This is a genomic window from Arthrobacter pascens, from assembly GCF_017052465.1.
GTDB classification, from domain to species: domain Bacteria; phylum Actinomycetota; class Actinomycetes; order Actinomycetales; family Micrococcaceae; genus Arthrobacter; species Arthrobacter pascens.
Genome location: NZ_JAFHKT010000141.1, coordinates 101,399 through 123,279, shown reverse-complemented (window position 1 = coordinate 123,279; position 21,881 = coordinate 101,399). Strand labels below are relative to the sequence as shown.

The following is a 21,881-nucleotide window of genomic DNA, read 5'->3' as shown; positions in this document are numbered from 1 at the left end:
TCAGATTTCGAGGTCAACATCGTCCACGGATCGTCCGCGGACTTCGCCCATCTTCGAAGCAGCCCGTTCTGACTCGCTGAGCTCAGCATTCGCCACCGTTAGCGCGTAGTCCCTGCGCGGATCGAAATCTGGAAACTGATCCACGCGGTCCAGAACATCGCCCACGAGTTTTTTGACGAATAATCTTGGGGCGACGCCGGTACGGCCTCCCAGCTCGCCGGAGATGGCACGTGCTAGTACCCCAACATACGGGTCATCCACTATGGACAAAATGCGGTTCGGCGTGTCGCTGCCCGAGGCGTAGATGTCCCGCACCCTGCAGCCCAGCTCCACCAGAGATTCCTGGCTGAACCCTGTAAGCCTGATCTGGGCCGCGCGAGGGTTGTCGAACCGGCTGTCGGTGTTGAAATCAACTGCTAAGCGCTGTGCTAAGGGTTGGAGCCGTTGCATGCCCTGGGGGCCGTCATAGAAAGCAGGGGTACCAGTCATCAGAATGTAGAGGCCAGGAAAGCGTCCCGCGTCTACTTCATCAACCAGCTGTCGAAGCGCGTTCAGCGACTTCTCGCGAACGTCGGAGCGGACCCGTTGGAGCGTTTCGACCTCATCAAGAACGATGACAAGGCCCTTGTACTCACTGTCCCGGAGAATGGCGAGAAGACCCTGTAGCGAGCCAAGAGCGCCGAAATGGTCGAGTTCTCCTCTGATTCCTGCCGTTCGTCGTATGGAGGCTGCCACGTGAGGCTGACCACCCAGCCAGGCAAGAAGTCCTTCCGCCTGACCGGCGTCGGAAACCTGAAGCGCCTCACGGTAAGCGCGGAGCACCGCTGAGAATGCAGGCGCTGTGCGTGTTACCCGCTCCAACCTGCGTTCCATGAGAGCCACGACAGCATCGTCAAATGCCTCAGGATCCTCACGGGAAGCGGAACCGGCAGCAATCACATCCTGCTCAAGTGCAAAGAACCAACCGTCGACGATCTCTCGTAACGCGCTCGGTGCGAATTCGGAAGTCGCAAGATTCTCAGTCACCCGACGATATACCGTCTCAAGTCGATGCAGAGGTGTTTCTGTCTCTGAAACCTGCATCTCGGCAGTCGCGAATCCACGCTTCTTGGCCGCCTCCACGAGCCAACGCGCAAAGAAGGTCTTGCCGGATCCATATTCACCGCGGACCGCCTTAAAAACTGCACCGCCCGTGGCAACGGATTCGAGTTCGTGGGAAATGGCTGGATCGAATCTATTCAGGCCCACTGCCAGAACATCAAGCCCTTGCTGAGGCACCGTGCCCCTACGAAGAGCATCGATGACTTCGCGGCGTCGGCGAGGGCTGATGTCAATCATCGGACCACTCCGAGACTGAACTGCTCAGTCAGCAGGCCAACATCCAGGACGACTGTGACGCCATCACTGTCTTGGGTCAAAACCTGGTAGCCCTCGACATTCAGAAGCCGCCGCAATGCAGCCAATTCGCTAGTTAACTCGGCCACAGACACGCCACCCGCGCTGGCCAGAGAGTCCCTGTGGATGCGCCCACCGTATTGCCCGAGCAAAGCCAGAAGCTGCTCTACGCGGGAATCCGAGAGTGCTCGGCGCCCCGCGCGGGACCGTTGGTCCTTGTACATGCTGCTCTGCAGCAGCCGGGGGATCCATGGGCCAGTAACCGCGGCCAGCGGTTCCGCCACCGGCTCTGGGCCGAATTGGAAGAGTGGCTGTTCTTGGCGCGGTTCTGTCGCCTTTGCCTTCCTTGAGGCTCTCGGGCGGGCCTGAATGTAGTCCGTGGGCTGCGCGCGGACCGGATCGTTCCACCATCCTGGGGTTTGAGGCGGCGCAGGCCGCCAACCTTTGGGGGCCGGCGCCCCCGCCCGATTGAGAACCACAACCGGCACTATCATTTCCGCCAGCGTGCAGCCCCCATGGTAACCAGCCTGCTTCTGTGAGTATCTGAGGTCCTCAATAACCGGCAGGACAGCGGAGCCGCCCGGTGCCAGCACCCGTCTCCCTGACAATTCCACCTCATCTGCCGCTGCCGGCCCCGACATGGTCGGGCGCCATCGGGCAGCGGCCTCCGCCACAGGTCGGTATTCAGATCCTCGTTCGACGACGTGCCCATGATCCGACGTCATAATAAGCGTCCGACCTGCCAATGCGGTGGCTTGGAGCAGATCCGCCAGATGCTGGATGTTGTTAAGCGTCCAGGTGGTTCCACCTGGATCTTGCTTGGCAAGGGCGTCGTCTATTGTGTTGAGAACGACGCCGATGAGCGGCTTTCGCGGGTCGTTGAGGCCCGCAACTAACTCGCCGGGCAAGCGGGCACCGGCCGGTGCACGAAGATCGTCTTTATGAAACAAGGGCGCTCCGAAAGAGCGCTTCTCGTCGGCCTGCTGGCCGGCCGCAAGATGACCAGCAAACAAGGACGTTCTGGAGAAGGTCGTTACGGATGGAATTACAGAGAGAACACCACGGCGGGAATGGCCTGACCCCTCGAGATCTTCCACAAGTTCCTGCCATCCGCTATTCAATACATCTTCGACAATTGAGTTTGCCGTAGCTGCACTCATGCCATCGAGGACTATCAGCAGGCAGCCAGTCGCTCCAGTAAGGGGCCTCACAACATGAGGCAGGATGTCCTCCGTTCCCGGCACAGTGTCGACAGGGCGACCTGCGAGCTCTTCCGAGACTTCTCTGGCAAACTGTCGATCACGCAGACTTCGTCGCACCTGAACCGAATTCAGGACACGGGCGTAGGCGGCAGCATTGGACTCGAAGTTGGATCCAGTCCAGACAGTGGCAGCTGCACGGTCCACCCAGCTGCCGTCAGTCATATGGAGTGAAACACAATCGCTCAACGACTGCGGAACTGGTTCCTCCGAAGCTAGCCAACGGACGAGCCTGACGACCATACGGGCCGCCAAGGCTTCCCCCGACGGCCCTGCTGCAAGCTGGTGGTCCAAGAGATCATTAAGCACGCCTTCGATCCGCGGCAGATCTACGGAGGCCAGGTCCACACCCATGAGGGCCTCGGCCAGCTGCCCGGCCCGTGCAGCGAATCCTGCCGGCATTAGATCGGACCGGGAAGCGCCTTCGGCCCAGCCGAGGTCCGAGAGCCACGTTTCAGCTTGTTGCATCACCGCGGGGACCATGGAGTCACCTGCGAGACTCATTCGCAGCAGGGCCTGCCTGGAAGCCGATGCAAGTGCACGCGCTTCCCTGGGGCTAATCGGGGCGCTGTCAAAATAGCGTTCGGCTCGGGTCCTCGCGGCTATCTGTTCGGTCGCTGGACTGCCCGCATCGGCGGCATCCGGCCACAACACATCTAGCGCGATTCCAAAGGCCAGTACTGAAATCTTGCTCGTGGATGAAGCTGCCAAGGCGAGCCTAGCGGCCTCTCCGAGACTTCGGCCGGCCCAGGAGATTAGGGCGGTTCGAAGCTCCGAGCTAGCCCCGGCCCATCGAGTCCGGATTTCTGGAACATCCAATGCGACCAGAAGGTGTGCTTCATCGGTCGAATCGTTGACGCTCATCCCCAGTGCAGACGTGAGAAGACCGCTCATCGCCAGATCTGCAGTAACAATGCCAGAAGGTGCTTTCGGCCAGCCTCCTGGTGGGCGGTGTGCGATAAGGCTCTGCGGCAGCCAATTGCCGTATTCCCGTAGCTGTGGGTCATAGCTCACAGCACTGAAGAGCTCAGGAATGGTCGACCACTCGTCTAAGAAGTTGACCCGCTGTCCACGGGACGGAATGGTGACTGCATCGCCTAGCTCCTCCTCCGGGACGTCAGTCAGAATGATCAGGAGATCACCAGCAGGAAGGTCCGAGACCGCCTCCAGAGCGGCAAGCTGCGACACGGCCGCCCTGACCCAAACCGTCACACCCTGAGTAGCGATCGATGACGGGCCTTGCCAAATGGGGCGGGCTGCCAAGAGCATGATCCGGCCGGGTTCGGGGGACTGCGCTATCCGCTGCGCGTACTCCTCGATGATCTGCGGTGAGGCCACCCTAAGAGGGGACCCAACTTCCGAAACGGTCACTCGATCCACCACTTCACATGGACTGTCTTTCCCGGGTGGTCAACCATCGCGCGCTTGAGCTGCATCTCGAATTGGCTCAGGTCCACTACATGCCCATTCAGGATGAGATCGACGGCGTTAACCGTAGCCAATGTCTCTTTTTCAGTAGGCTCGTTAGCTTGATCAGCTGGCTTCGTTGGAACTGATTGAGGCTCTTGAGTCCTGCTTGGCAGGTCCCCGGGAGCAGCCTCGCCGCCCGTGGTCGGGGTTTCGACCTCTTCAGGCGGAGTCGTCGGAGGCAGAGGAGGTTGGCGCATGAGGATGCTGAGGGCGGTCTCTTTGGCAGCAGCGATTGCCGGAGCGAGCGGTGAATGGAACTCGTCAGCGATCGCGGCAGTCTGGAGTGTGTCCAGCACATGGGTCCATTCGGACTCTGATCGTGTTGTGAGCTGGTTCAGAACCTTCCACTCCGCGTTGCGGAGCATGGCAACAACGGCTGGTGCACTGGCAATAGACTTGCCTAACGCCTGAGGTTCGGCTGGAATGTCGGCAATGGCTAAGGCACTTAGCAGCGAAGTGTCGTTCACTTCGCTAGCCAGCGCAGCTGTCAAACTTGAAGCCTCCGTAGCGGTTTTGAGTCGGTTGCCGTTGCCGGTCGACTCATGCTTCTCAGTGTTAAACCCTAGAACCTCGGCGTGCCGTTGAAGTTCTTGGACAAGCTGGTGAGCTGACGTCTGGGCCACTGATGCGGCCTGCCGAACCAGCCGTGCCAGTCTGCTGACGCCCTGGGCGCTCAGACGGGGTTCTGCTGGAATACCAAACACTGTCGCGGCGCGGTGGTTTGCAATCGTCCAATCATCCGCAGAAGGGAGCTCTGGTGTTCTGAGCGACATGTCGGACGTGATGCCACCGACCGTTGGGGCTGTAGGAAGCGGCGCTTGAGCGCGAAACCATTGCCGGTCTTCGAGCAAAGTCCAAGCGAGGATTAGCAGGTCACCCACATCGGTGGATACCCCAAAGTCCTCCAGATGCGCCCGAAGGGTGGGTATCTTGACGTCGAGTGTTTCGGCGGCAGTCCACTTGGTGAAGTTCTCCATCCACCCAAAGTTGGACGAATTAAGGGAGAATACGGTCTCTCGTGGCTCACCCAGCTGGAGGGGGATAGCAATGCGGCGAAGTGTCGCTGCTTTGGACCTTTCTATCCCGTCCAGACGGCCGCCCCTGGATACACATTCTTCGACCAACGAGGCAACAGCGGAGAGCTCGGCCTTTCTGATTTCCGTTTCACTAGGCTCAAACAGCGGATGTCTGGGATAGAGGTAAGTCAGTGCGTTCGCCAACGCGGAGTTGAGACCGGCCCGCAGATCAGCTGCTACCGGCGGTTGAAGCTGAAGGCCGGGCAGGAGACTTGTGAGGACTGAATCGCCGGCGATGACCGCGTCCACATCATCTGCAGTGGCGCTATCAATTCCGTAGGCCTGAAGGAGCGCGCTCTTTAGGCGCTCCTTGATATTGGAGCGCTGGCTTTCAAGCTGACGTTTTGCAATCGGCCGATCAGAGACGGGCAAGTTGCTGGCATTCGCCTCGAATTGCTCTCCAGATCCTTTGAGGAGGTGCTCGAGAAGGACCAGCCGACCGACGTCGTTCAGACGTGCCGAGGAGAGGAAATGCGGAACCCAGGCAATAGTTCGTGATTCAAGGCCAGCATCACGCAGTTGTGCAAGGCGGTTCAGATCTTCCTGTGCACTGTGATTGCCGGAGTCAAAGGGAACGTCGATGACGACCTTCCATCGATCCCCTTCAGCGCGGAGAGCATCGTCCGGGAGCGACGATGCGTCACGGATGTTCCCGAAAATGACGTCAACAACCCGTTTGGTTCCTCGCCACACGTGAGGGAACTCGCGCGTCGACATCAACCCCACCGCCGGTGGGAGACCTAGGAATTCACTGACCAGGTTGCGCAGAACCGACTGCCGTGCGCCTTCGGTGTCCTCGTTCTGGACTCTCTCTACAACGGAGTCATAGTCGACCCCCGAGAGGCTGACGCTCAAAATCGGGTCCGAGGAAGAACCGGAGATACTGATTTCGCCGAACTCCCCGGACCAGTCCCGGACCTTTTCCAGCACGGCGAATGCTTCCTGACCTGGAATGAAGCTTTTGATTGTGCCGTAGTTCAGTGCTGCCAGCTTTGCCGCCGTGAGGTTCTGCAACGACGGCGTACCCGGTACGATCTCGGCCACCAGGAGTGTTTTGGCCAGTCGGTCTTCGGCAACGAATGCGTGAGTTCGAGGAAGCGCCCCGGCATCAGCTTCGCTAATCCCGTGCTTCGACAGCAGGTAGGGTCGCAGCTTATTGAGGTAGAAGTCGGCAGCGATCCGAAATAGCTTCTCGATATCCGAGCTGAGAGGCTTCTTGTCGCTCAACACGACAGCCTCGAACAGGTCGCCGACCGGGATAACGTCTGTGACCAGCAGCTGTTCGCGTCCCGAGCTGAGCAGCTCACCCATCACCTTCAGCGCCGTCCGCTCGCGTTGAAGAAGCGAGGACAACGCGACCAGGGCGTCTATGAGCGCCGGGGAAAACGGGTAAACCAGTTCGAAGTCCACGGCACTCGAGCCGGCCTCATCGGAGAGCAGGTGGCGCATGGCTCCGGGATTGGCTTTGACACTGGCCGTAGCTTGGGCGAGGGCACTGGACCCTTCAGTGGAAGTGGGCTGCAGGAGTCTCTGGTTGACGATGCGGGGGAGGTCTGCGGCCTTCAGTGTTATAGCCTCAAATCGGTCTTCCCACCACGAAAAGCTCTGACCAATAGCTTCACGTTCGGCGCCGATGGCCGTACTTCCGAGGAAGTCTTTCAGGTCTCGCTGCCTCGCCACAAAAGAGATCAGTGGAATGCTGAGAGAGCCGGTACCTGTTTCAACGAGCTTGGCCACTTTGGACGTTTCCGACTGGATAAAGTCGTTGTTGCCCAGGTGCTGGGCCAGCCAGAGGACGAGTTCATCCAGGAACAGAACGACGCCGTCGTAACCGAGGCCATGCGCATGGTCGGTCATCGCTCGGAGCCCACTGGAGATATCCAGCCATTGGCCGGTGTTCTCGTAGCTTCGGTAGAGCGTGGCGGTTAGTGCCCGGGCCAGTTGGTCTCTTTCTGAGCTGCCGACTGGCTCTAGTAGAGCTGCATCGAATCTGTCTCCGTTCCAGCTGGTTGTGAGCTCGCCCCAACCGCTACTTTGCGAATCACCGTTCAGGATGCGGAAGAATGCCTCGTCTTGGAGCTCCTTCCGCATGTTTGCAGCATCTATAAACAGCTCGTCACTGCGGTGCAGAACGGCCGCAGGCGCATCGGGGTACAGCTTTCGCGTCTGGTCCAGGTAGCCCCGGAACAAGGCGCTTTCGAAACTTTCCGCGCCCAGCAGGTGATAGTCGACTGCCAGCAGTTTTTTCGACAAGAGACCCTCGTGCTCGGCAACGCTCGACTGGAGATTTGTCAGCTGCCGGGCGTGGAGGTTTCCTGCAAGCAAGAGGTGCAGGACGGCCATGAAGTGGCTCTTACCGGCACCGAATGAACCGTGGACAAACGCACCGTTACTGCGCCCGTTCTCCAGGGATCGTTCGACAAGTCCCAAGGCCTCATCAAAGGACTTGGCCAGCGAATCAGTGACGACATATTCACTTAGGGTTTTCTCGGCGGCTTCCACGCCACTGTGAAGTTGAAGAACGTAGTCCGCTGCGTCAACATGCTCGGGAATATCAATGGCGTCTTTCAGCAGGCTGATAGTCGCGTTCATACAGAGGCCTCCGTATCCTCGGCGCTTGCGCTAGTACGACGGCGGCCTCTCAGTGCGGATGCAGCGGGTCGCAACTTGATAAGGTCAGCTCGCGTCAGGGCCAACCGTGAAAGATAGCCGTCCAACATCCCTGTGATGGCTACTGCAGGGCTTGAGCCGATGGCCGGGTCCACGTCAGCATGCCATTGAGCCACCCAGGGCTCTAGTTCGTGCAGGCCAGCCAGCAGGGGCTTCAGTTGCTCCGGAGTAGCGCCTTCGGCGTCAAGCTCGGCGGTAGCCCGCGCCAATGCCAAGGCAGCAGCTGCGTGATCCCAACCTGCCCAACCGAACACGGGGGTGGTGTCGCCACTGCGCAGGAGTCCAGGGTAGGAGATGAACCGCTCCTTAGGGACATCCAACTTGCCCCGTGCTTGCCAATAGCTAGTCTTCTGGAAGTCGACAGGTTTGTATTTGGGCGGGACGGGGACGTCGACCTTTTCCCCGGAGTCTTCGCGCCGCTGCAGATCCCAAACAGCCTGCCAGCCGCGATATTTGGTGAGGCCTGATTCCTTGTACCGGAGCTGCGCGAGGTAGGGCACGGATGGGTCCGCGAGAAGCGAAGTCAAAGCCGGAACAAGCTCAACATGTGAGGATCCAGTCAGAACCTGCAGGGCCTCGACCAGGACCGCATCGTGCCCTGCTACGTCGGCCAGTTGGGCCACCGACTTGCTGCATGCGCCTTGGGCGTCCTTCCACAGGGCGGGGTTCTCGAGCCGATCCAGAATGAGTTCACGAAGCGCCCTTTGCTGCTGTGCGTCCCACGCTTCAGTAGCCCATCGGCGCTTAAACTCGGGACGTTCCAGAAGCTGGATCTCCGGGTTGTCTTCGATCTCCCGAAGACGGCGCTGCACGAGGTCCTTATAGTCATCGGGCCAGATCGAGGGGATTGAGGTCTGGGGAGTAGTGTCGTGACGCTCGAACCAAGCCGTTTCTTCGATTCCGGCGGCCTGTCGCTGTGCGAGTAGTAGCTCGAAACTCCTCGCGCCTCGGTCTAGACCGTTTCCCATGCCCGAGCCCTCGTAGGTCAGATCAGTCCCGACTAAGCCATACGCACGATATGCTTCCCAATCTAGTTCCTCCTGCTCGAACCGCATTTTGGCCAGCGTTGAGGTCCATGTGTCAAAGGCACGGCTCAGTTCCCCCTTCAATGTCTTTCCGGACACATCGTTGACGAAATTATTGACCGTCGCTTTGGCCGAGGTGCCTTCGAGGTTGGACGCGAGCTCATCCAATACCCGGCCACGGTTAACAGGCAGCTCGCTGGGCAGCGGAAATTCTTGCAGCTTGGTCCCCGTGAATTCGAAAAACCGTTCCCATTCTTGGTCTGCGATTCCTCCTCCGATACCCCCGTTGCCTTTGTCGTGGCAGACCTGCTTGAGCCAGAAGCACGCCGTGGAGGAATTGAGAATAGCGAGAAGGGCGAGATGCTCCTCTTCAGTCGCGTTTGATGGCAACTTGATGACTGGTGACGATTGTTTGAATACTCTTCCGCCTCGATCCAAGACGAAGTGGTTGTGTGTTGCTACGAAAGCAAAAGTTATGGTCCATTTGTGTACTCCCGTATCCTTCGGTAACTGATGCCACTCGTACCATGGTCGTCCGTCTGAAAAGTAGGTTCCCTTTGTAAACGTTGCTCGGTTCCCCAGCTCCGTCCTAAGTGACCACAACTTCCGGGCAGTCGAGGGGAAATCTGATAGGGGCCGCAATTTGTGACCCTTATCATAGGGGAAAAACGTAGGATCACATTGGCGTATTCGAAAATCTCGGATCTGATCGCCGACCACTAAAGGCATATAAGCTGACGGTTCATTGTGTCGCTTCTGCTCACTGGAAGTAGTCATGAATGCGTCATCGGCTCCCATGATTCCGAATACACCCAAACGTTGGGCGATCTCCCCCAACGGCCCTTTTGCCTGGCTGTCAAGGATTTGCTTCAGCTCGCCGGCGCCGCCGCCTGAGAGTGACCATGGATGATGGGCAAAGGAATCACGCGCAGGCGAAGCCACGGTGACAAACTTCCCATCGAATGATTGATCGTCCACATGGGCTGTGATCTCGCTCCACACCAGGCCTTTAGCAGGGTCTTTGGGTCTTCCAGGTTCTCCTCGTACCCCTAAGACTGCCCGAACCTTGCTTTCCGCAGGGGAGCGCCTTCGGCCCACAAGAATCACAGTGGGAGTGCCGTGGCCCGGTATGTAGGCACCCGATGTATCGATGATGTGCGTGAGATCCACAGGGTTCGAGATGGACTTACCGGAAAGGAATTCCTGAATGAGCTTTTTTCCAAACTCGCGTTTCATAAAGCCATTGGATGTGATCTGCCCGACATGTCCTGAACCGGACTCAGATGAGCCCCTGATCGCGAGACGGAAGAAGAGCTCCATGAATGGCGCCGTAAGTTGGTACTTACCCTTGCAGTATTCGTAGGACTCGCGGTACCACGCGTTCAGGGCCTTGTCCCTCACGCTTATGTAGGGAGGGTTGCCAACAACCACGTGGTAGGTGCCGGGTTCCAGAATTCCCTTGTATTCACCGATGTCCTCGGAAGTGTATGAGTAGGGTTCTTCCGCATCTTCAAAGAGATCTCCCTGGCGGCCTTGTTGGCTGATCAGTGAGTCGCCCACGGCCAAGTGGTAGGAGAAAGCGGGGGCTGTGACGAGGGATGATTCGCCGCAGGCCCGAAGGGCAGCCACAGTGAGCCGGAATCTTGCTATGGCCACCGCGAACGGGTTCAGGTCGACCCCGTAGATGGAGTCCAAAGCGTTCTGGACCCGCTGGCGTCTGGAGAGTCCGGGGTTAAAGGCTTCCCATTCGTCGTGGAGGCGTTCAAAGGCGCCCAGCAAGAAGTGGCCGCTGCCGCACGTGGGGTCAATCAGCTTGAGTCCTGCTATGCCGAACTCAGTGATGGCTGGAGTGAGGGTCTTATCGAGGATAAATTCCTCGATAAAGTCGGGCGTCTGAAGCAAAGCAAACGTGTCCTTCGCGTAATCAGACAAGTCCTGGTAGAGATCACCTAGAAATCGTGTTCCTAACTCGGGGTCAGTGAAATCGTGCAGAAGGGCGCCGCCGTCATCGGTCTGTCGCCAGAACTTCAGCAGAGCGCTGGCTGACTCAGCGCTGATGGGCGCCCGCCACACCAGATTGTGCCTTCGGTCAACAAGCGCCCGGCCAGCGGGCAAATCCGCGAGGGCGCCGAAAGCAGTCTTCAGCCAATCGCGGGCATTGTCGGTGGGTAGTTTCGCGTAGTGGGCCATCTCGGCCTCAGAGGCCCGTTGAGTACGATCGGCTGGTCCCGCAATCCAGAGATCATTTAGGAGGGCGTTGTCTTCACAAAAGCGGATGAAGACGCTGGCGACAATCCAGGCAACAGCGGCTTGGGAGACTTCTCCCTCGAGCCAGTCATCGAAAGTGCGTGCTGTGCGGTCGTGGTCGCGAGCATGCTGGTGCTCTTCGCGGAGCTCCTTTGCCCACCTTTCGGACTCTTCACCCGAAGGGCGCTTAGCTTCACTTCGTAGATCGGATTCCAGAAGCTTCAGCTGTTTCTTGAGATCTGCGAGAAGAAGCTTGGAATCGATCACAGGATGTCCTTTCCGGACGTTATGGTGCTTTCACGTTTGCTGAGAGCCGAGGCGAGCCCGGGCGAAATATCTACGAATCCATCCGGACCCATGGGAGGGACGCGCCCGTCTGAGGACGGGGTATTTGCAGAACCGCGTTTCGGTGCTACAACCCAGCGAGCGGCCGGCCTCGGGACGGACATATCAAAAAGCCTGGCCACTTCGGCGCCGAACCCAAATTTCAGCAGAGGACCAATATTAGTGAGCAGCAAAGGATTCGGATTGTCTACCAACTCCACCCACAAGGGTGCGACTGCCATCCTGACCAGCTGGGCCAGGTTCGCATGGTCTGACGGCGAAGCGGATTTGGCATCCGCCCGCAGAACCACATCCCAATCGACATTTTTGGACTGTGCGGTGGCGCGGACTGCTTTGACCACTTCGGCTGAGACGTCCACTAGCTTGAGTCCAAAGACTTGGGTCAGTGCCTTCGAAGTCCTGATGAAGTCCCTGGGGCGAACAGCAAGTGTCACCGCCGATTTCCGGGTCAGCGACTGGGCAAGCTGCCGTTCGATCTCAAGTATCTGTGTGGAAGACAGCTTTGTATGCGTAGTGGACCCTGCCACGGAGGCGAATTCGGAGCGCTCTACTCGGGTGTAGCTTCCGTCCCGCCACCTCATGCCCGGCATTGCTGCTTCGATGAGGCCGTCAAGCTCTGGCCGTGAAGGCAGTTCCCTCACTGTGGGGAAACGCGATGTCACCCGTTTCTGTGCGCTCGACTCGCTAAGCTCCCGCACCACGACGTCCCGGAGCGTGAACTCAAGGGCCTTCTCCGCCGGGAGTGTCTTAGCGTACAACTCTCCGCGGCCGGATAGGGCCGCAGTGTGTGAGGCCGCAACGGCCAGACGCAGTATCCTGTCGTCGTGCAGGATCGCGGCTTTGTCCAGTTCCCGTAAGACCGGCCTCACCGTCGCCGCGGGCAACAGCCTGAACGATCCGTCCCTCGAGTCCACAAGGCTGTCTACCTTGGCGGCCAACTCTTGCGCCAGCACCAGCAACGATTCCGGATCACTGGGTTGGGCCTCATCCTGGTCAATCTGCGCTGCTATGAGGATTCGTCCGGTGGAGCTGAGCCGTCGCTGAGCCAAACGCGCGTTCGATGAGCGTGCGTCTACTTCGACGACCGCCCTGACCAGTCCCTGAGCCAGTCTTAAACGGTCGTCTCCTGTAGAGGATGAGCCATGGGAGATCAGGAGCGCGGATGCAACCTCGGCTAGCTCTGCTACGCCTCCCTCGGCCGCTAGGATGCTCTGTACCTCGTCCTGGGCCTCAGCTAGAACACGGCTTCGCTGCCATCGGGCCGCCGCGGCGGTAACAATTTGCGAGACCCTGCCGCTGCTGACTCCGCTCAGCTCGGCCACCTGCGATATTGTCGGCCAAGCTGCACTTGACGCAATCAGTTCTGCTGGGTCGCCGCCGGGCCGTGGGGTTCGAATGCCCAAAAGCAGGCGCAGAACGAAGACCTCTGTACCGTTCGCTTTGTTTGGTACAGGGACCAGACCCCCGAGCAGGGTGTCAATACTCTTGTCGAGGTTGCCGAGGGGGCGTGGAGCGGCAGTTGTGCCGCCAGTCAGCAGCCTGGACTTCCAGTCCCGGATGCGTCGTTGAATTTCCTTTCGTGTCTTCTCGCCCTGGCCGCGGATCGAATTCACCTGCATCGGTGAGGTGCCGAGCAGCTCGCCCACCGTCGCGACGCCGAGTCTGTTGACGGCGGAAATAGCCCTCGCTGTTAGCCCTGCTTCAGCGAGTAGCGTGTCAAGGGTTGCGGCATCCGCCGCAGCATCACGGAGGGCCTCATCTGCGTCGTCTCCACCTGGTGCCTCGTCCAAGGAACGAAAGACAGCGGCCCAGCCAGCAGCCAGGGCGTGCACGTCCGAGAAACGCGTGGACGCATCCGAGGACAGTGCAACCCTGAAGAAGGCGATCAATGAATCGGCAATGGCCGATTCGAAAGACTGTGGCACCAGCACAACTTCGTCGGCAGGGCTGCTGGGCCCTGCGTCGCCGTCCCGCCACCAAGGGAGGGAGCCGGTGGCCATCTCGAAGAGTGTTATGGCGACGGCGTAGAGCTCGGCAGCTTTATCGTATTGCCTGCGCCTCGGAGGCCCGAGGTACGGGTCCAGGTATCCACGCGTTCCGGATCCAATCATGGCGAGAGGTTCGCGTGCCAACGACAGGTCGAAGAGGACCAGCCGGGGTTTCCGTGTAGATGAGTCCCGAACGATTCCCAGGTTGGCCGGCTTGATGTCCCGGTGGTAGATGCCCACTGAATCCAAATAGGCCACGGCCGCGAATAGATCAGCTCCATAGCTTTCAAGCTGTTCGATCGTGGCTCGGCCTTCTGACTGAATTCGGAGGGCAAGAGTTTCGTCGCCGGCATCAGTCAACAGCAGAGCGGTTTGCCCGTCGACGTTAAGCGGTCCTTCGACAAGCCGTACAAGCCTCGTATGATCCAGCGCAGCGAGGATGTCAGCTTCGTCACGAAGACGGAGCGCTGCGGCGTCGTCTCTAGCAACCTTTAGGATGAGGCCTTCTCTGCCCGTCTCGTAATCGTCGACCTCAAAAACGGTGCCGGTGGATCCGCTCCCGCGACGTCCCTTGACCTCGAATCGGTCGCCAATCATCTGACCTGTGGATGCTTCTTGCGGAGTGCTGGCCTTTGGACGGTTGTTGGGATCAGGCCGGGTTAGCTTTTCAACTGCGGCATCCAGTTCTTTGAGGAAGGCATCAATGCTCGCCGTGCGATCGGCCTCCGACTGCCGAGTCGCGTTCAGGACCAGTTCAACGAAAGGCCCTTGTAGGTCACCGATGGCGCCAAGATCCAGGCCGGAGTGGTTGGCGAAGATCTCCTGAAGTTCGGCCAAGGTGTTGGCGGGCGCTCGCCCGCTAAGGATGAAAAAGGACAGGGCGCCGAGACCATATACGTCCAGAGGTATCGGGGGCAGCTCGGAGCGGGCCGTCAGTGTCTCGGGGGCGAGATAGACCCAGTTTTCAGCACTGATGAGGTTTTGAGGCTCTGCGGCGCCGAAGGAAGTTCTCGACTCGGAGGGGCCGGCCGATGTTGAGCTGAGCGACTTCGTTCCTGTGAACCAGTCACGTATGGACACATGAAGACCAGACTTGGATTCCCGGAGGAATACCTGCCGGGGCGTTAGAGCCCGATGAGCCAGGCGCCTCGAATGAGCGAACTGGAGGATTTCGCCGATTGCCCTGATGAGACTGATTTTTTCGTCGATTCCAAGGTCGGCCCAGCTTCGGTGGATGAACTCGCCCAAGGCGAGCTCCTCGTCGTCATGATCAAAGACCAAGGCCGGACCGGAATCCGTAGCAAGGTAATCTAGCGGCGTCGTGATGCCACTGTGGGATATCCCGTGCGTGAGTGCGTACTCGCGCTTCGCGGAGAGCTCGATTTCCTTGCGGACCTCCGCCGATGCGCCCGGTGGAAGATCGAACAATCGTATGCGGCGCACCGCCTTAATGGCCGGGTGCACGGCTCGCACGTCTTGCCAATCCGGGCCTTCGCCTAGGGGATCGGCCTTCTCCAGGGAGTACTGGCCAACGAAGCGGGATTTTGGGGTGGGCTTGAGCCCGGCCGCTTGGATGAGCGTCCGAATCTTGTTGGCGCGAGGGACGTCTACAAGGTCATGGTGGTTAGACACCGGAGACCTAAGGAAATCACTGACGGAGCGGTTTTTCAGTCCGGAGACTTTGTATCCATCGAGTGCCCAGACTCCAGTTGCGCCCAGTTCATCCAGCTTTACGACAGAGTCCTGTCCGTGCAGGACGACCATGGGCCTGATGAAGGGGACGTTCTTGGCTGCTGCTGTATTGGGGGCCTTCAGTTTCAAGAGGCCCGCCAGACGCTTGGCTTTGCTGTCCGTCAATATGTACGGATTCGGGCGCACGCTGCTGCTGCCAGTCGGACTGGTCAGAGTCCAGCTCTGCTGGTCTCCAGTCAGTGTTCCGTGCCAGCCCTTGAGCTCGACGATGAAGAGGCCTTGCTGCGTCAGCAGCAGGACATCCACTTCATTGGTGCGGCCACTGGCGTCAATGAACGTCAGATTCGACCACGCGTAGGTGACTGAATCATTGGGCAGGAGTGCCTTAAACTTTTCCAGGGCCTGACGCTCTGCAGGGGTCGCTGCATCGCCGAGTTCAAACCAATGGTTGGAATCCGGATCCACTATTTACCCCCTGGAGCGAGACTAAGCCGGTTGTTCGTTCCGCACAACGATATGCGAGAGATTCGGCTGCATAAGTGTTACTTGAAGCTGCTTTGATCCTAGCGAACCTATGACCGGGCGCCCGCAGCGACGCCGGCATTGTTGGGCTGGTCATGCGCTAGTGAACGATTCCGATTAGAGCTTGTCGATCCACGTGTCCTCTTCGCGGTTATCCCACGCCGAGCCGGAAGTCTGTTTGGGCGGAAGGCTCCACTCTTCGATCCGGCGGAGGATCGGACGTACGTCCTTTGCCAACAGTTCCCGAATTGAAGCGACCGCGCGAACGGTGCAGCTCTCGATGATTTCTCGGCGATCGTCCATGGAAACGATGCCGGCCGCAGCAAACGCCTCTCGGAGCTGCTGCACCTGTGCGTCATCTATGGGCAGATCGGCGAGTAGCGGGGCCGGAGCGTCGGGCTCCTTGAAGATATCAAACGTACTGTCGTTCACGGTGCGTCCTCTTGGTTTTCGCGGGTATTCAATTCTGCCACGGGTCTGACCCAGGGAGTCACGAGGCGTCGCGCTGGCGCCTTAGCGGAGGCTGTACCGAACAGGTGGTGAAGATCGTGTCGGGGAACTCAAGGCAGCAGCGGGGCTGGCCCGGCCATGTTCCACCGATCCAGTGCTCGTTCGGCCTCGGGGAATGGCAGCCAAGGGCGAGCCACCCGCTGCTTGCCGTTCGAATACGAGTCGTCAGAGCGCCGCTGATTGGCAAACGCGGCGGGTGACATATGGGGCGCGAGACGGAAATGCTTCCAGATCGGCTTGGGACCCCTGCCATCCGCGATGATGAGGTTGGGACGCTCCCATATGCACATGCACCAGTTTCCATTCTGGCTGATGGCCCAGACTGGTGGAGGATCGTCTCGATCAATCCAGCCGGCGACGGTGATGGCAGCCAACTCTGGGTTTGTGAATTTGCCCTGCACAAAGACCCTGGTTCCACCTTGGCTCAGGAATTCCCACCCCGCTTGCACTGACGCCGCACGAGCCTCCCTGAACTCATCACCGGTCAGATCGCTCTCGATTACATGCTGCACATGGTCAAGACGTAGTGTCTGAGAGCCGTGACCGACTAACGTTCGGCAGTATTCCGAAGCCAAGTCTTCGTCGAAGTGCCCAAGCTGAGTCGCTGCGCTCTCCAGAATGCTTCGATATGTGATCGTTGATTCGTTTGTCGTCCGGAGGTCGGTTGCGCCCCGCATTACGGCGCAACTTACGAGCGTCATGCTGGAAACGGAGGCTTGGAGTTCGTCGGGAATCGGTTCTCCGGCTAGGTGCCGGACGAGGGTAGTCATGAGCCGCAGAGGCTCTACATCCGACGAATCCCAATTGCCGGCGCTAAAGAAACTCGTGACTATGCGAAGCATGGCGAGCTGAACGAACGGGGGCTGATCATCGATGCTTGCCACCCACTGAGCACATCGTTTTCTACGTCGTCGTCGATCCGCTTCTGGAGATTTGGAATGGTCCGGGGCTGACGCCTCCGTATCCGAAACCTCCGTGATGACATCGGCGACCGTATCATCGTGTTCGTCGTCGAGGACAGCCTCGTTGTCGTCCACTAGGACGTCAGCCCATCGGGGTGGTGCTACCACCTCGTCACTCGAAGCGGGGGCTGGAGGTAAACCCAACACGAACGCAGTCAAGAGTGGGCCTTGAATGCGTGATGCCGCTTCAAGATCCCACAGCCACGGGCTTTCGACGTTCACTTTCTCTTCAGCGGGGAGAGGCTGCCTGGACGGCGCGCCTTCTCCAACCACCGTCGGCCTTGGACCAATAGAGCGCAGGGATACTTCCCGAAGCGCCGCGAAATCTTTGTCCAAGAAATCGAGAGCGCGCCCGGCATCCTGCCATAGCTCACCCAGCGTGGGCGATTTGTACGACTTTGCGCTCGACGGGACCCTGGGAGCGGCGCTGATCTTGAGTGGATCCATGACGAACACGAGCGGTCCGCTGATTTTCGTCCCTGCGTCATGCCAAAAAAGCCGGACCCTGCTCACGGCACTGATCGCACCGGCAAACCGGACTTCTACTTGCCCTGCTTCGATCGATCCGAGCAGCCGCCATTGTTCAGGAGGGTCCCTGAACTCGGACGCTTCCAATTCCAAAATTGTCGCCGACGGGCCAGACAGCGCAATCATCAAATCACCATCTACGGCTCGGGCTGACCTGATTGAAGGTCCCATCGGTAGTGAGGGGTAAGCCGTTCCGGTACTTGCTGGACTCACGGTGGTCGCATCGGTCGAGCGTCCATCTGGAATGGTGAGGGAGGAAGCAGGTCCCATAACTGCCGTCTCGTAGTTCCCGCCAGATGGCCAAGCTCTTAATAACGCAGCGCCTGAAAGGTTTGGACTGCCGACAAGGGCTTGAGGAACTCCGTCGGAGCTCCACCAAATTACTTTTCCGTGACGGTACTTTTTCTTGAGGTCGCCTTCTTGCACCTGAACGTCAATTCCCAATTTGTCCGCACACTTTTGTACTTCGGCAGGGTCGAAGACCGTCAGACCAGGTTGGAGAAGTAAGGATGACTTCTGAGGCGCTAACCTTTCGTGCAACTTTGAAGTCGCAGCCATGGCACTGTCCAGGAACGGTGCGTGTAGGCGGAGTTCCGACACTGGCCCAGATGGGAGGCTAAGAAGAATCGGCTCCTCGGCGGAAGTAATAAACACGTGGCCAGTATCAACTGCCGCGCCCTGATCGAGGAGACGTTGTAGAAGTGCGGACGTTCTTCGAACCGAATCGCTTGAGTCGGCGTCGAGCCACCGGAATTCCGCGAACCCCAGGAGCCACTCGGCAATCTGATGGAATATCACTGGGTGCGACGTCTTGTCACCGGAAAATTGGATCCAGACCTCATCGTTATATTGCCATCCGCCAAGCGTCAGGTTACCCGAGCCTATAGCTACTTGAACTCTCTCCTGGCCTGCAAGGATGACAACCTTGGGGTGAAATGCGGCGCGTCCTGTAACAAGGCCGACGCTGTACGAGTGCCCCGCATGTCGCACCGCCCGCGGATCCGGTGCCCAGACGTTTCCATCTGCGATGACGGACACTCGCGCACCCGTGGCCAGACAGGTGCCAAGGACTTGGGCCTCGAAGAAGGCAAGATCAACGTTAAACGTCAGGAAAAGGGCCTCTCTCGCCTGCACCTGCCCAGTCCGTTCCTCCTCGAGAAGCATCGGAAAAGGGTTTGGAATCTGTTGATAATTACTCGCCAAGTGCCTCAGCTCCTCGATCGGTGATCTGCCAGTGCTCGTTTTCGTCTCGGATGGTCAGATCGATGCCGGAGAGAATGTGCACGAGCGGGGCCCACCGGAGAGAGACGTTGCCGCCGCCCTCGTTCGAGTCTTTGAAGACTAGGTCGTCCCTGAAGAAGATCCGAGTCGGAATCTTGACGTTTCCCTGCGATGCGTCGAACCTCGCTTTCCTCAGCGAGAGCCTGTTCGCCCTATGCAGGAGCAGCTCGACGACATGTTGTGCGAAGTCCCGCAGCGGGCGCCCGTCCCACTCGCGAACTCGGGCAGATAGCCAAGTCGGCGATAGCTCTTGGAGTGAGTCACTCTTCGACTCGAAATAGGGTCTGACATGGACGGGAATCCCTGCCAGGCGCATGGATCCGACGAAAAGCGTAGCCATGTGTGCTTCCATTGCTGTTTCGGATGCAGCGGACTGGTCCAGTTCCGCGGGTAGAGCTGTTCCATCGGATGCCCAGACGGGGGGAAACGAGCCAACGTACTGCCCGACTGAGACGTTTGGTAGGGCGTCGACCAACGGGGAAGAGAACTCAGATCGATGGCAAAGCCCCGGGACGGCTTCTACGAGGTCGGCCCACAGTCCTCGCCACGCTCCAACGGAGCGGTTCCGAAGTGCCACCCCCTGCCAGGCCTTTACGACATCGAGTTGAGAAAGCAGCTCATCCTGGCCGACCAAGGGGGAGAAATTCAGTGTGTCAGTCATTTCGGAATTGATGTTGGAGGGCGAACTCATTTGTATCAGCCGGAGCATCATCCGCACGGTTTGTCGCCGTTTGTCGTGATCGCTCCCCGGTTCCGCTTCATTTGCTAACAGCAACTCCCTGAGCAGAGGCCCATCTGATTCGGTTCGGGAGCCGCAGACGCAGAGGTGGCTGTTCGTTCGCAGCTGCTCTTCACTTATATGATCATGGCGCGTTATCTCAAAAAGTCCACGGAACCCATGGTCCATCCGGGTCGCATCGAATGCCGGAGTTTGCTCGTTGCTACCACTAGGCAGGAGCCCCAAGAGAGCTTCGGAGGCCTGATATTGACCTTTGTAGCCAATGGAACGCCCTGCGTATGCACCTGGCTGAGAAAGCCGATCAAGGTCGAGTCCGTCCTTAATCCTGCTTTCGAGGTAGTCCGCCCCATGGGGTCGCGGGAGCCATGCATGTTGCCCCTCATGGAGTATGGAGATCGCAGCCATTACCGTTTCCGAGCGGCGAAGAAATTCTAGTGATTCCACCTCCGTCAATCCTCGTGCCAACGCATAGTGCGCGATATAGCTATGCAGGCTGTAGTAGCGCGCATTCCTCGTTACAGTCGTGACGCCAGGCATAAGTTCTGCCACAGAACGGAGCACATGGCGCTCTACAGATAGCGGGTATCGTCCGGGGTATCGACCGTCGAGCCCTCCGCCCCAAACTGGGCCCTTCACAAGTTGCATAGAATTCCTTGACTCTGATTATGAGTTCTTGCTCCGTAACCTACAGCAGAAGCCCAGTGCCCAGCGTGGAGCTGAAAGAACAGTGGCGCCAGTGCTCGACTGCGGCACGACCTGGAAAGGAATCGGTTAGAGATCCAGGCCCATCTTCCACCGTTCCGATGCATTGGATCTCCGTCCCTCCGCGGGTGAGTCACTGAAGCGTTCACGTGGACGGCGGGCCAGCCCAATCGATGCTAATTGGTACCTCTGGCGTTTCGTCTGACTGCGTCGGTGAGCCCGGTTACACTCAGCCAGAGACTTTCTGACCGGATATTTTTCTTGGCCGGGGTCTCACTGACGGAACGCGAGTTAGCCGTTTCGCATACCTGGGTGGAACGCAGCCTTGAAGGCATTGAAGGGCGTCACTTTTTTGGCCGTCGCCGTGCTGGGAATGAAAGGTGGAGCCGGCCTCCTTGGATTCAACGAGTACCCCTGGAGTGAGAAATCGCTGACCATACAGTCATCCTGGAGTCCATCAAGGATGTTTCGCAGCTCCAGAGTGCTATCGGGACTTTCGAATTGGTCGTAGACACTGGCGACGACAACGCAGCCATGCCCGATGTCATCTCCGGGCGGCGAACCCTTTTCCTAGCGGTGGGTACGGTAGACGCCCACGTCGATCTTTCAGGTATCAAAGAGGGCGACCTGAAGGTATCCTCAGACGGAAAGTCTGCCACCTTGCGTTTGCCTGAGGCCCAACTGGAAAACCCAACCTGGACCATGAAGCTTCCCAGGTGTATCGCAGTGACCGCGGAGTGCTTGACCGCATCGCTGACGTTTTTGGGTCGCATGCACAGGCGGCGATTTTCCTCCGAGCTGAGACCGAAATGGCTGCTGCGGCTGAAAAGTTCGAGCTCCGCGAGCGTGCTTCCATAAGTGCACGCTCAACCCTATGGACCCGCACTTTCGCGTAGCAAACAGAAGGGACGAGCTGCGGTGCATGTCTCCCGCAGGTTATTTCCGGGCCAATGTGTGCCAATGTGCGGCGACCCCACCCCGCTTACAAAAGCCGCCGAGCGATTCGGCCCTCGATCGACGCCACCTGGTGCGGCATCTGCGGCTCGGACCTCCACGAGTACCTGGAGGGGCCGATCTTCGTGCCCGCCCCGGGGCATCCGCACCCCGCTGTCCAGCGAGGACGCGCCAATCACCATCGGGCACGAATTCTCCGGGACTGTCTCTGACGTGCGCGAAGGGGTGCCGGGCCTGGCGAAGGGGACAACGTCGTCGTCGAGCCCTATTTTGTGGACGGCGACTGTTACATGTGCCAGGCGGGCAAGTACCACCTGTGCCGGCAGATGGGCTTCATCGGGCTGTCCGGTGGCGGGGGAGTGCTGAGCGAGAAAATAGTGGTGGACGCGCGGTGGGTGCACCCCATCGGCGACATCCCGCTGGACGAGGCGGCGCTGATCGAGCCGCTGTCCGTGGCGCACCACGCAGTAGAGATGTTCCTATAGACAACAGAGTGTCGAAAATTGCTCTCAGTGG

The 21,881-nt window shown here is 59.0% G+C and carries 10 protein-coding genes and 1 pseudogene; 3 read left to right on the top strand and 8 right to left on the bottom strand.

Features of this window, described 5'->3' with window-relative positions; translation table 11 throughout:
* The 8 genes from brxD to JYA52_RS12635 form a co-directional block, all read right to left on the bottom strand.
* Entirely contained in the window at positions 1-1,338 is a 1,338-nt protein-coding gene (gene brxD / locus JYA52_RS12670; protein WP_205653539.1) for a BREX system ATP-binding protein BrxD, read from the bottom strand.
* Complete coding sequence (pglZ, locus tag JYA52_RS12665) at positions 1,335-4,025, bottom strand: BREX-2 system phosphatase PglZ (protein ID WP_205653538.1); 2,691 nt, start codon at positions 4,023-4,025, stop codon at positions 1,335-1,337. The genes brxD and pglZ overlap by 4 nt, the downstream gene beginning before the upstream one ends.
* A complete protein-coding gene (locus JYA52_RS12660; RefSeq protein WP_205653537.1) occupies positions 4,022-7,792 on the bottom strand; it encodes a DUF6079 family protein in 3,771 nt (1,256 codons plus the stop codon). Before JYA52_RS12660 ends, pglZ begins: the two co-directional genes overlap by 4 nt.
* Complete coding sequence (pglX, locus tag JYA52_RS12655; RefSeq protein ID WP_205653536.1) at positions 7,789-11,409, bottom strand: BREX-2 system adenine-specific DNA-methyltransferase PglX; 3,621 nt, start codon at positions 11,407-11,409, stop codon at positions 7,789-7,791. Before pglX ends, JYA52_RS12660 begins: the two co-directional genes overlap by 4 nt.
* Positions 11,406-15,632, bottom strand: a complete 4,227-nt coding sequence (pglW, locus tag JYA52_RS12650; RefSeq protein WP_205653535.1) for a BREX system serine/threonine kinase PglW — start codon at positions 15,630-15,632, stop codon at positions 11,406-11,408. The genes pglX and pglW overlap by 4 nt, the downstream gene beginning before the upstream one ends.
* 174 nt (positions 15,633-15,806) lie before the next feature.
* Entirely contained in the window at positions 15,807-16,121 is a 315-nt protein-coding gene (locus tag JYA52_RS12645; protein ID WP_307869367.1) for a hypothetical protein, read from the bottom strand.
* Between the two features lie 128 nt (positions 16,122-16,249).
* Positions 16,250-18,853, bottom strand: a complete 2,604-nt coding sequence (locus tag JYA52_RS12640; RefSeq protein WP_205653534.1) for a hypothetical protein — start codon at positions 18,851-18,853, stop codon at positions 16,250-16,252.
* Positions 18,854-18,881: 28 nt separating this feature from the next.
* A complete protein-coding gene (locus JYA52_RS12635; protein ID WP_205653533.1) occupies positions 18,882-19,631 on the bottom strand; it encodes a hypothetical protein in 750 nt (249 codons plus the stop codon).
* 1,206 nt (positions 19,632-20,837) lie between these two features.
* On the opposite strand from JYA52_RS12635, the pseudogene JYA52_RS23105 reads away from it, so the two are divergent.
* The 3 genes and pseudogenes from JYA52_RS23105 (at position 20,838) to JYA52_RS23100 (ending at position 21,850) form a co-directional block, all read left to right on the top strand.
* Positions 20,838-21,307, top strand: a pseudogene (locus tag JYA52_RS23105) (DUF4230 domain-containing protein).
* Positions 21,308-21,371: 64 nt separating this feature from the next.
* Positions 21,372-21,731 (top strand): alcohol dehydrogenase catalytic domain-containing protein, encoded by a 360-nt coding sequence (locus JYA52_RS12625; RefSeq protein ID WP_372433835.1) that lies wholly within the window; start codon positions 21,372-21,374, stop codon positions 21,729-21,731.
* Positions 21,638-21,850: an alcohol dehydrogenase catalytic domain-containing protein gene (locus tag JYA52_RS23100; RefSeq protein WP_372433834.1), complete on the top strand. Its 213-nt coding sequence runs from the start codon at positions 21,638-21,640 to the stop codon at positions 21,848-21,850. The genes JYA52_RS12625 and JYA52_RS23100 overlap by 94 nt, the downstream gene beginning before the upstream one ends.
* Positions 21,851-21,881 lie beyond the last annotated feature (31 nt).

What these genes read in the sequence shown, in the direction of transcription:
- JYA52_RS12660 (WP_205653537.1), bottom strand. Translation starts at nt 7,792, where the DNA reads ATGAACGCGACTATCAGCCTGCTGAAAGACGCCATTGATATTCCCGAG.
- JYA52_RS12640 (WP_205653534.1), bottom strand. Translation starts at nt 18,853, where the DNA reads ATGCTTCTCGAGGAGGAACGGACTGGGCAGGTGCAGGCGAGAGAGGCC.
- JYA52_RS12635 (WP_205653533.1), bottom strand. Translation starts at nt 19,631, where the DNA reads ATGACTGACACACTGAATTTCTCCCCCTTGGTCGGCCAGGATGAGCTG.
- JYA52_RS12625 (WP_372433835.1), top strand. Translation starts at nt 21,372, where the DNA reads ATGTGCGGCGACCCCACCCCGCTTACAAAAGCCGCCGAGCGATTCGGC.
- brxD (WP_205653539.1), bottom strand. Translation starts at nt 1,338, where the DNA reads ATGATTGACATCAGCCCTCGCCGACGCCGCGAAGTCATCGATGCTCTT.